Source organism: Haloferax sp. s1 (assembly GCF_058382125.1).
Genome location: NZ_JBZRPK010000619.1, coordinates 1 through 10120 on the forward strand (window position 1 = coordinate 1; position 10120 = coordinate 10120).

The following is a 10120-nucleotide window of genomic DNA, read 5'->3' on the forward strand; positions in this document are numbered from 1 at the left end:
GGCCTCCTCGAATCGACGGTTACGGAACTCCGCCGTGACGACGTTGCCGTCGAGGAACTCACCGACGCGCACCTACTCGCCGTCATGCACCTCGTCGAAGACGGCGACCTCGCCAAAGAGGGCGTCAACGACGTGCTCTCGGCCATCGCCGAGAACCCCGACCTCTCCGCCGAAGAAGCGGTCGAAGAAGCGGGTCTCTCCGGCGTCTCCGAGGACGAAGTCCGCGAGGCAATCTCGGAAGTCGTCGACCGAAACGCCGAGCAGGTCGAAGAACAGGGTATGGGCGCGTTCTCCGCGCTCATGGGCGAAGCGATGGGCGCACTCCGCGGCAAGGCCGACGGCGGCGTCGTGAGCGACGTGCTCCGCGAAGAGATTCAAAAGCGGGCCTGAAGCGGTCATTCTCGATTTTACCTGTTTCTCACACCGTCGAGCGGCCGCTTCCGCCGCCGTTCCCGAACCGCGACCAGAGCTGTCGCCCCGCGTACTCGACGACCGAGACGGCGACGAGGAGAACCAGAAACAGCGGCCCGAAGATGAGGAACATCCCGAGCGCGTCGGTCTCGCCGCGGACGTGGAGGAACGCCCACCAGACGAGTTCCGTGATGCCGAACAGGCCGATGAGGGGAATGACGAGACCAAACCGGGCGAACAACAGTGCGGCGACGACGACGAATCCGGCGAGGAGGAGAAACACGAGCCCGAGGAATCCGGCCGCAGTGACCGGATTCTCGAAGCCAGAGGGAAACGCACCGGTTACGAGCCGCGCCGCGGTCCAGACGGCGAGCGTCGCGGTGGCGTAGCCAGCCCCGAGAAGCAGGGACGTCAGGTAACCGCGGGCGCTCCGGGTTCGAGTCGCGTACACGACGCCGACGGTCGCGAGCGCGGCGACGACGGCGACGACGTGAGTGAGGAGCCAGTTGCCGAGTACCGGGTCGGGTGAACCGGGCATCTCACTGCACCTCGATTCGCGTCATCGACTCGTCGGCCATCGCGGCCAGTCGCTCCACGCGCTCGTCGGTCGAAGGATGCGTCGAAAGCAGGTCGGAAACCGAGTCTTCGACCTCGACTTCGCCGTAGACCCACAGCGGTGACAGCCCGAACTGCGGCCGCGCTGCCCGTTCTAACTTCCGGAGTGCCGAGGCGAGCGCCAGCGGCTCACCCGTCACCTCGGCGGCCCGCACGTCGGCGGCGAACTCCCGCTTGCGTGACTGCGAGCGGATGAGAACGGTGAAGCCGAATCCGAAGACGCCGACGAGCGAGACGAGGTGGTGCCGAATTCGCCCCGGAACCGTCTGGTCCCATTCCGACGGCCGCCCGCGAATCCACGCCGAGCCGAGTGCGACGCCCGTCATGAAGAACGTCACCGGCGAGACGAACAAGTAGCCGACGCCGACGAACGTCTGGAGGACGCTCGCGACGAGCGACTGCACGAGCCCGTCTTTCCGTTCGAGGTGCGCGAGTTCGTGCGCCAGCAACGCCTCGAACTCGTCCACGTCGAGGAGTCGAAAGAGCGCGGCGTCAAGGACGACCACGTCGCGACCCATCGGGTCGAGCGCCATCGCGTTCGGGGCGGCGAAGTGCGCGGCTTTCAGCGTCGGCGGCTCGATACCCATCTCGTCGGAGAGGCGTTCGAGGAGTCGGTACACCGACGGCGACTCACTCGGCGTCAAGTTCCGCGCGTCAAGCTGACTGAGCAGCCGAACCGTGCCGAATCGAAAGCTCACGTAGCCGAGGACGACAGCAATGCTGACACCGGCGAGCGCGGCCGTCACCGGGTCCGGACGAAGTTGCCACAACGTCAGCACCGCGAAGGCACTGAGGGCGCTAAGAAGGAGGTAGAACGCGAGTATCGTAACGCCGATGAGCACCATCGGGAGGCGAGAACGGCGTGAGGACGGGGCCATCTCGCCGGAAATTACGACATCCAGTTGGAAACAGTTGTCGGGGAATGGTATGCATCCCAGCGCAACTGTTCGTTATACCCACTAAGTGACACTGAAAACGCATAAATGGCTTGAGAACGACGATTGGGACGTGTTTGAGTGGTTCACGAACCAATTTTCGGACCCCGTCGCCGTCGCACTCGTGCTCGGTGCACGGTTTCTCTCTTACTTCTTGTACTCGGGGTTGGCTGCCGCAGCTGTCGGACTACGGTCACGGCTCACACTCCTTAGCAGTGGATTATCCGTCCTCTCCGTGTTGCTAACGGTGCTTATCCTCCATCCTGCCGGGCTACCCAACACCGCCTCGTACCTCGATATTCTCATCCACTTTACGCTCCCCGTCCTCGCAGGATACGCCGTGTACTCGAATCCCACGAATAAGCGGTGGCTCAGTTTTTCCCTCCTCCTCGTGTCCACGTTCTTCTTTCTCACATTGCTACTCGTTCTCTACGGGGAAGGGCCGTAAGAGACATCGAACAAAGCGGTTCCAGACACCGCTACTTTCTCGATACCCCCGGACGAAACGAGGCGCATGCGATTCTTCGAAGACCTCGCCGTCGGCGACACCTACGAGTTTGGCGACTACGAGGTGACAGAGGCGGAGATTCTGGAGTTCGCCGAGCAGTACGACCCCCAGTGGTTCCACACCGACCCCGAGCGGGCCGAAGCGGAGTCGATGTACGGCGGTGTTATCGCCAGCGGGTGGCACACGACGGCCATGACGATGCGCCTGCTCGTGGACGGGTTCCTCCGCGACTCTGCCGCACTCGGGGCGAAAGGCGTTGACGAACTCCGCTGGTGGAACCCCGTCTATCCCGGCGACACGCTCACCATCGAAAACGAAGTGCTGGAGACGACCGTCGAGACCGACGACCGCGGACTCGCGGAGATTCAGACGACGACCTATGCAGAACGCGAATCCGGCGAAATCGAGAAAGTGTGTTCGTTCGTCGGTCTCGTGATGTTCGTCCGGCGAAACGAGGAGTAATCGGCAGTCGGGCGGTGGGATAGTCGGAGCGACTCAGTCGTCGTCGCGGAAGCGGTCAGGGTCGCGGACGCGCTCTGCCGCGCGGCGGAGGACGCCCGTGAGCGTCGCTGCCTCACGTTCTGTCGGGTGCGCGCGGCCGATGAGTCGGCGCATCATCTGCGATGTCTTGTCCCGCTTGTGCTCGCGGTAGTCGATTGCATCGAGTAGGTCGTCGAAGAACCGGTAGACTACGTCGATTTCGGCTTCTGAGGCGCGCTCGCGTTCCACGTCGGGGAGTTGCGTCTCCTCCACTGTGAATCGGCGGAGTTCGTACATGAGAATCGTCGCCGCCTGTCCGAGATTGAGGACGGGGTACCGCCCGTCAGCGGGGATACAGCACACTTCGTCGAGCATCGCAAGCTCCTCGTTGTCGAGTCCGGTTCCCTCGCGTCCGAAGACGAGCGCGGTCTTGGTCTTCACCGACTCCAGCGAGTCGGCGATTTCGACCGGTGTCTTGAACGGGTAGCGGATGTGACGGGTGGAATCCTCGTGGGAGACGGCGGTCGTTCCGATGGTGTGGTACTCCTCGACGACCTCTTCGAGCGTCGTTTCGGTTGCGTTGGGAAGCACGTCTTCGCGGGCGTGCCCGGCGAATCCGTAGGCTTCTCCGTCGGGGTCCAGCGGCGGCGGATTGACGAGTCTGAGGTCGTAAATGCCGAAGTTCTTCATCGCCCGGGCGATGGTGCCGACGTTACCGGGCGTCTTGGGGTCGACGACGACGACGATGAACTCGTGGTCCTCGTCCGCCTCGGATACGTTGTCCTCGTCCGTCCCGGTTGCCGTGTCCGTGGCGTGTGCTTCGTCCGAGACGCGAGTTGCGTCCGAGTCGTCGCACGTGTCGGCGTCTGAATGCTGCTCGCCGCTCATTTCGTCGGGTAGTCCGCGTCGAGGTCGACGCCGTCGAGGTCGTCTTCACTGAGCGGCGTGGCGTCTTCGTCCGGATTGGGGTCGTAGTCGCGGATGTCGATACGCTCGCCTTCGAAGTTCGCTTCGAGGCGGCGTTGTATCTCGTTTGCATCCGGCGGCGACGGGAGTTCGTCGGGGTCAGTATCGACGTGCTCCAAGCCGCCGTAGCCGTCGGGTGCGCGGCCGCCGTCTGCAAACCACTCGTGGAAAGCATCGGCGAACACGACGTCGCCGACGAAGTCCCGGCCGCCTTCCTCGCGGAACCAGTAGAGGAAGTCCGGTTCGTGCTGGTCACAGAGAAGCGCTTCCTCTCCGGGTTCGCCGTAGACGATTCTCGCCTGACGGCATTTGTGAATCTCCTCGTCACCGTGGATGAGGTAGCAGGCGTCACACGGTTCTTCGACGAGTGAGATGAGGCGGACGAGACGTTTACGTGAGTCCTCTGGAATCTCGTCGAGCGGTTTGAACTCGCCGTCCTCGGAGAATATCTCGGACTCCTCGAATCGCCATCCACGGAGTCCGACGCTGACCTTCGCCATGGTCCGATGATAGCCGAGCGACGGATAAAAAGGACGTGATGCCGGTCAGTCACCCGAGACGAGCAGCGAGCGGTGAGAGGCGAGAAGTGAGCAGTGAGCGGTGAGAGGCGAGCGGCGAGAGACGAGAAACAAAACGAACAGAGCGGATTCCGCGACCGGTCTGCATATGTTCGTGTGGTCCAACCCACGGATATGCGAACCGTCGATGCGGCAGGACTCAAAATCGGCGACGACCACCCACCGCGAATCATGGGTGTGCTGAACGTCTCGAAGGAGTCTCCGTACAAGCCGAGCGTGTTCAACGACCCGAGCGAGGCCGCCGAGTACGTCGACAGCGAACTCATCGACGAGGGTGCTGATATCGTCGATGTCGGCCTCGAATCGGCGAACAAGCGACTCGACGTGCTCTCGGCCGAAGACGAACTCGAACGCCTCGACACGGCGCTTTCGGTCCTCGACCACGTCTCCGGGGACGCCGTGTTCTCTATCGAAACGCGGTACCACGAGGTCGCGGAGGCGGCACTCGAACAAGGCTTCGACATGGTCAACGACATCTGCGGATTCGCCGACCCGGAGATGCCGCGAGTATGCGAGGAGTTCGACGCCGCCGTGGCCAAGATGGCGAGTCCGCCGGACCTCACCTGTCCCGGCGCTATCGAAGAAGTCGATGATATCTACGACGCGCTCGAACGCAACGGTTTCACCGACAAGACTATCGTCGACCCGGCGTTCGGCGGCTGGTCGGAAGCAAAGACCCTCGAACACGACCGCGAGACGTTCGACCGCCTCCGTGAGTTCCGCGGATACGGCTACCCCATTTTGGTCTCTATCAATCGGAAGAACTTCCTCCGCGACGTTGCTGGCCGGTCGACCGAAGACGCACTTCCCGTTAGCCTTGCCGCCACGTCGATGGCGGTCGAACGCGGTGCACACATCATTCGAACTCACGACGTACGAGAGACGCGCGATGCGGCGCTCATCGGCCACGAGTTCAAACGCCGGCGCGTCCGCGAACCCGGCGACGTTTCCGTCGAAGAACTGGACGTAACGACGCCCAGAGAAGCCGCCCGGCATCTCGACCGAATCGGCGCAAACCGAGATTTCGCTACCGAGAGTGTCACCCGCGTCTTCGAACTCGAAGGGCTCAGCGCCGACGACCGGGAAGAACTCGCCGCCGCCGCTGCCGACGCAGGTGCCGTCTTGGCCGGGGGCGACACGGGCTCGACGGGTGCGCTCCTCATCGGTACGCCCGCAGCACTCGACCGACTCGAACACGTCGTCGCCGACGCCTCGCCGGCTCTCGAAGCAGCGTTAGAGACAATGACACAGACGGTCAACTGAGCACCCCGAAATCTATATATAAACAGACAATTTCGTCTGACGACCGGCAGACGTTGACCGTTCGACTAAGAGAAAACTTATACCATCCGACTCTAAAACGGTCCTGTGGACGCCGGAAGGGCACGCGGGTAGGGGTACACGAGTGCCATTCCGGCCCATACAGTTACATTCTGAGCGACAGCCATACCATGCGATTTACACACTGGGAACCTGTCTACAAGCAGATTCTCGATGACTTCGGGTTCGACAGAGCGGGCGACGAAACGGCCCGAGACGTGCTTGCGCGCCTCGTTACGCCGTTCGACCGTGACCGCCTCGACTGGGACGGACAGACAGTCGCCATCTGTGGAGCGGCCTCGACGCTCGCCGACGAACTCGACCGTCTCGACGACGCTGACGTAGTTGTCGCCGCTTCGACCGCCGCCGACGTGGTTCGAGAGGCGGGCTACGACCTCGACTTGATGGTGACCGACATCGATAAAAATCCGCAGACTGCGGTCGAATTAACCGAATCCGGGATTCCGGTCGCTGCGGCGGCACACAGCGACAACGTTCCCGAAATCCGCGAGTGGGTTCCGAAATTCGACGACGAACACGTCCTCGGGACGACGCAGGCGGCACCCGTCGGTCCTGTCGTCAACTGGGGCGGCTTCACCGACGGCGACCGGGCGGCATTCATCGCCGACGAACTCGGTGCAGGCCGACTCGTGTTCGCTGGATGGGATTTCGACGACCCCGCAGTCGACGAGATGAAAGCGAAGAAACTGCAGTGGGCAGCGCGCCTGCTCGAATGGCTCGAACGCCGCCGCGACGAGGAATTTTCCGTGCTCGACGGCCGTCGAGACGAGATTGACCCGCTTCCGTAAGGCGAGCGGTTCTGGTTCAAAACTGATTCTGGTTCAAATCGTTCCTCACCGCGTGCTATGAGGCTGAACGCCCGTATCGGAATCCGTTCCCGACATCTCGTGGTCCGACTTATCGACGACACCGTCGAAGAGTTCGGCGTTGCATCCGCGACACCGAGCGGAGATGTGCTGCTGTGTGCTGCTACCAGACGCACTAACTCGGTCAGTATCGACTTCGACTGTTCCATCACAGGTCGGACAGGTACGAAGGCTCAACCGGAGTGCACCGAGGACCCGGTTACGGTCCGCGGTTGATAATTTCCACCACTCGGGGTAGTGTCGACGGAACGTCCTGACCGCTGTGAGGTCGGCGACGAAGGCAGCGCGCGATGACCAGCGACCGACGGTTCCGTGGTCGAGTTGTGCGAACAACCCGTGTTCGTCCCAGTCCATTTCGACTCTAGACGAGTCGACACCAAGCAAGGCGGCGAGCGCCTCTCTATCCTGCTCACGACCGTCTACCTCGACCATTCGTTCGCGCCAGTCATCGCCAAACTGCTCCGAGAGCGTAAGTTGGTGCTCCGAGTCAGCATCGAAGATGCCCGCAGAGTACAGCGCAGTCGCAAGGTCGACACGTCCGTCGAGTGTGGTCGGCGGTGACGGCCGTGCAGACGGGAGGCTCGGCGGCTGTGAAGAGGACACCTCGATGAATGCGAAACTGAAGACGACTGCTGGAGGGAGCACACCGAAGAGCACGCCGTACGGCTCCCACACGAGCCATCCGAATGCACCCGAGACGACTGTCAAAAGAAGGAGAGGAAACGTGACTGGGTTCCCGAGCAGTGGCTGGCGCACTGTGAAATCGGTGAAGAGACGACGCCCGGACATACCTACACTGTGGGTCTCATATCGTATTGGTATGGACCGGGTACACCAGATAGCTAGAACGTAAATACACGGGGCTGTCGGAAATCGGCAGATAACATCATATTACACTCGATAGTCAGCGCTTTAGGGCGGTCCGCTATTTGACCAGATGCGTACCAATTAGTATCCGGAACTGTGTAAACGAGGTTTTTGACCGAGTAGGGAGTCGTTTTGTGTGTTTTGTGTGGGCTAAGCACCAGTTATGCACGACTACGGCCCGCCGTTCGAATCCATCGTGACCGTAACTGCCGCCACATTGACGTTTCTTCCGGCCTGAAGCGCGGCTATGCAACTGCACTGGCACCGGCGCGACCTGCGAGTCGTAGACAACCGGGGGCTTACAGCGGCCGCCGAGGCGAGACCCATCGCCCCGCTTTTCGTGTTCGACCAGGCGGTGCTCGAACACGCCGGTTCCCCGCGCGTCCGGTACATGCTCGACGCGCTTGCCGAGCTTCGCGCGTCGTACCAGTCGCTCGGAAGCGACCTCCTCGTCGCACACGGTGACCCCAAGGCAGTCGTCCCCGCTGTCGCAGCAGCACTCGAAGCCGACGGTGTCGTGTGGAACACGGATTACTCGGGGGTAGCCCGTGAACGCGACGCCAACGTTCGGTCGGCGCTCGACGACGCTAGTGTCTCCTACGAGTCGGTTCACGACGCTATATTCCACCCGCCGGGGAGCATTACGACGAACGCAGGGGACCCCTACTCGGTGTACACGTATTTCTGGAAGAAGTGGCGCGACCGCGACAAGCCGGACCCGTATCCGGAACCCGACGCGGATTCGCTTGTCGACGCGGCGGTGCTCGAAGCCGCTTCAGAGACTCTTTCCGACGCCGATTTCGATGTGGCCGTAGGCGACCTTCCGACGATTTCCGACCTCGGCTTCGACGAGCCATCGGCCGACATCGTTTCCGCGGGCACGGACGCGGCGCGAAAGCGACTCGCCGACTTCTGTGAGGATGCTATCTATCGGTACGCCGACGACCGCGACTATCCGGCGCGAAACGCTACGTCACGACTCTCGACGGACCTCAAGTTCGGTACGATTGGAATTCGGGAGGTGTACGCCGCGACTGCCGAGGCCCGCGAGGGAGTCGGCGGCGAGCAAGACGAATCTGTCGAGACGTTCCAGTCACAACTCGCGTGGCGCGAATTCTACGCTCACGTCCTTCGGTACAATCCGAACGTCGTGACGGAGAACTACAAGGAGTACGAACACGACATCCAGTGGCGCGACGACTCCGACGAACTGGCGGCGTGGAAAGAAGGCCGCACTGGCTACCCCATCGTCGATGCCGGGATGCGCCAACTGAAAAAAGAGGCGTACATGCACAACCGCGTCCGGATGATTGTCGCGTCGTTCCTCACGAAGGACCTCCTGTGCAATTGGCGACACGGTTACGACCACTTCCGTGAGTATCTCTCGGACCACGACACGGCCAACGACAACGGCGGATGGCAGTGGGCCGCATCGACGGGGACCGATGCTCAACCCTACTTCCGCATCTTCAACCCGATGACGCAGGGCGAGCGCTACGACCCGGACGGAGAGTACATCAAGAAGTACGTGCCGGAGTTGGAGGGCGTGGCCGCCAGCACCATCCACGAGTGGCACGAAATAAGTGAGACCGAACGTGACCGCGTCGCTCCGAACTATCCTGCTCCGATTGTCGACCACGCAGAGCGCCGCGAGATGGCGCTGTCAATGTTCGAGACGGCTCGCGGCGACGACTGACCGCTGGTTTGCCGCAGTACACCATGTCTATCTTCCTGCGGACCGACTGCCGGACCATGCACGTTGCTATCCTTCTGTACGACGGCTTCGACGAACTCGATGCCGTCGCGCCTTTCGAAGTGTTCCAGAACGCCGGCGTGTTCGGTGCTGACTGCGAGGCGGAACTTCTCACGCTGGACGACCGTGATTTCGTGACCGCGAGCCACGGCATGCGAGTCGGCGTCGACGGCGTCCTCAACCCAGAATCAGACCGTCCCGACCTTCTCATCGTTCCCGGTGGTGGCTGGAACTCGCGTGCCGAACAGAGTGCGTGGGCCGAAGCCGAAAAGGGAGCCATCCCAGAAGCTATCTCGACACTTCACGAGGAAGGAACGGTCGTCGCTGGCGTCTGTACCGGCGGGATGCTCCTCGCCCGCGCAGGGATACTCGATAGTCGCCCTGCGGTCACGCACGGCGACGCAATTTCGGACCTTCGTGAGACGGCCGCCGACGTAGTTTCCGCACGGATTGTCGATGATGGCGACGTACTCACAGCGGGCGGCGTCACATCGGGTCTCGACCTGTCGCTTCACATTGTCGAACGCGAGTTCGGCACAGCAGTCGCCGACCAAATTGCAACCGAAATCGAGTACGAACGCAAGACCAACCCATTTGGCGACAAATAGGGCGAGAAATCGGCGGTGTCAAAATCCGAGAATCGGGAGACTGCGGCCCGAAAGAAGGTGTTCTATGTTACCGTACCATTCCTCAAGATTTAACAGGATTCCCTCTGACCCTAAATACGCAGGTTATCCACTATGAGCTACGAACTCGACCCACTTCCGTACGAGTACGACGCACTGGAACCGCACATTTCC

At 61.8% G+C, this 10120-nt stretch carries 11 protein-coding genes and 2 pseudogenes; 8 read left to right on the forward strand and 5 right to left on the reverse strand.

The annotated features are described in order from the left end of the window. A pseudogene (locus QT222_RS13045) lies at nucleotides 1-390 on the forward strand (Glu-tRNA(Gln) amidotransferase subunit GatE); the annotation flags it as partial. Nucleotides 391-418: 28 nt separating this feature from the next. Here the strand turns inward: QT222_RS13045 and QT222_RS13050 are convergent. Further along, nucleotides 419-949 (reverse strand): hypothetical protein, encoded by a 531-nt coding sequence (locus QT222_RS13050; protein ID WP_491477421.1) that lies wholly within the window; start codon nucleotides 947-949, stop codon nucleotides 419-421. A 1-nt stretch (nucleotide 950) separates the two neighbouring features. Further along, nucleotides 951-1871 (reverse strand): M48 family metallopeptidase, encoded by a 921-nt coding sequence (locus QT222_RS13055; protein ID WP_491477424.1) that lies wholly within the window; start codon nucleotides 1869-1871, stop codon nucleotides 951-953. Nucleotides 1872-2034: 163 nt separating this feature from the next. On the opposite strand from QT222_RS13055, the gene QT222_RS13060 reads away from it, so the two are divergent. Then, nucleotides 2035-2409, forward strand: coding sequence for a hypothetical protein (locus QT222_RS13060; protein WP_491477422.1), 375 nt, complete (start codon nucleotides 2035-2037; stop codon nucleotides 2407-2409). A 66-nt stretch (nucleotides 2410-2475) separates the two neighbouring features. Next, nucleotides 2476-2931, forward strand: a complete 456-nt coding sequence (locus tag QT222_RS13065) for a MaoC family dehydratase (RefSeq protein WP_491477423.1) — start codon at nucleotides 2476-2478, stop codon at nucleotides 2929-2931. Nucleotides 2932-2964: 33 nt separating this feature from the next. On the opposite strand, the gene QT222_RS13070 is transcribed toward QT222_RS13065, so the two are convergent. Together QT222_RS13070 and QT222_RS13075 are read right to left on the reverse strand one after the other, a co-directional pair. After that, complete coding sequence (locus tag QT222_RS13070; RefSeq protein ID WP_004060407.1) at nucleotides 2965-3837, reverse strand: RNA methyltransferase; 873 nt, start codon at nucleotides 3835-3837, stop codon at nucleotides 2965-2967. Then, a complete protein-coding gene (locus QT222_RS13075) occupies nucleotides 3834-4415 on the reverse strand; it encodes a DUF8114 family protein (RefSeq protein WP_004060408.1) in 582 nt (193 codons plus the stop codon). The genes QT222_RS13070 and QT222_RS13075 overlap by 4 nt, the downstream gene beginning before the upstream one ends. Before the next feature lie 192 nt (nucleotides 4416-4607). On the opposite strand from QT222_RS13075, the gene folP reads away from it, so the two are divergent. Continuing rightward, nucleotides 4608-5756: a dihydropteroate synthase gene (gene folP / locus QT222_RS13080; RefSeq protein ID WP_004060409.1), complete on the forward strand. Its 1149-nt coding sequence runs from the start codon at nucleotides 4608-4610 to the stop codon at nucleotides 5754-5756. A gap of 188 nt (nucleotides 5757-5944) precedes the next feature. Continuing rightward, nucleotides 5945-6622, forward strand: coding sequence for a 6-hydroxymethylpterin diphosphokinase MptE-like protein (locus tag QT222_RS13085; RefSeq protein WP_004060410.1), 678 nt, complete (start codon nucleotides 5945-5947; stop codon nucleotides 6620-6622). A 45-nt stretch (nucleotides 6623-6667) separates the two neighbouring features. On the opposite strand, the gene QT222_RS13090 is transcribed toward QT222_RS13085, so the two are convergent. Continuing rightward, nucleotides 6668-7489, reverse strand: coding sequence for a DUF8054 domain-containing protein (locus tag QT222_RS13090; protein ID WP_004060411.1), 822 nt, complete (start codon nucleotides 7487-7489; stop codon nucleotides 6668-6670). Nucleotides 7490-7814: 325 nt separating this feature from the next. Here QT222_RS13090 and QT222_RS13095 point away from each other — a divergent pair, with 325 nt between their 5' ends. The 3 genes and pseudogenes from QT222_RS13095 to QT222_RS13105 form a co-directional block, all read left to right on the forward strand. Further along, entirely contained in the window at nucleotides 7815-9263 is a 1449-nt protein-coding gene (locus QT222_RS13095) for a cryptochrome/photolyase family protein (protein ID WP_004060412.1), read from the forward strand. Nucleotides 9264-9319: 56 nt separating this feature from the next. After that, nucleotides 9320-9928, forward strand: a complete 609-nt coding sequence (locus tag QT222_RS13100; RefSeq protein WP_004060413.1) for a DJ-1/PfpI family protein — start codon at nucleotides 9320-9322, stop codon at nucleotides 9926-9928. A 132-nt stretch (nucleotides 9929-10060) separates the two neighbouring features. Then, nucleotides 10061-10120 (forward strand): annotated as a pseudogene (locus QT222_RS13105) (superoxide dismutase); the annotation flags it as partial.

What these genes read in the sequence shown, in the direction of transcription:
- QT222_RS13090 (WP_004060411.1), bottom strand. Translation starts at nt 7,489, where the DNA reads ATGTCCGGGCGTCGTCTCTTCACCGATTTCACAGTGCGCCAGCCACTG.
- QT222_RS13085 (WP_004060410.1), top strand. Translation starts at nt 5,945, where the DNA reads ATGCGATTTACACACTGGGAACCTGTCTACAAGCAGATTCTCGATGAC.
- QT222_RS13055 (WP_491477424.1), bottom strand. Translation starts at nt 1,871, where the DNA reads ATGGTGCTCATCGGCGTTACGATACTCGCGTTCTACCTCCTTCTTAGC.
- QT222_RS13100 (WP_004060413.1), top strand. Translation starts at nt 9,320, where the DNA reads ATGCACGTTGCTATCCTTCTGTACGACGGCTTCGACGAACTCGATGCC.
- QT222_RS13095 (WP_004060412.1), top strand. Translation starts at nt 7,815, where the DNA reads ATGCAACTGCACTGGCACCGGCGCGACCTGCGAGTCGTAGACAACCGG.
- folP (WP_004060409.1), top strand. Translation starts at nt 4,608, where the DNA reads ATGCGAACCGTCGATGCGGCAGGACTCAAAATCGGCGACGACCACCCA.
- QT222_RS13065 (WP_491477423.1), top strand. Translation starts at nt 2,476, where the DNA reads ATGCGATTCTTCGAAGACCTCGCCGTCGGCGACACCTACGAGTTTGGC.
- QT222_RS13070 (WP_004060407.1), bottom strand. Translation starts at nt 3,837, where the DNA reads ATGAGCGGCGAGCAGCATTCAGACGCCGACACGTGCGACGACTCGGAC.
- QT222_RS13075 (WP_004060408.1), bottom strand. Translation starts at nt 4,415, where the DNA reads ATGGCGAAGGTCAGCGTCGGACTCCGTGGATGGCGATTCGAGGAGTCC.
- QT222_RS13050 (WP_491477421.1), bottom strand. Translation starts at nt 949, where the DNA reads ATGCCCGGTTCACCCGACCCGGTACTCGGCAACTGGCTCCTCACTCAC.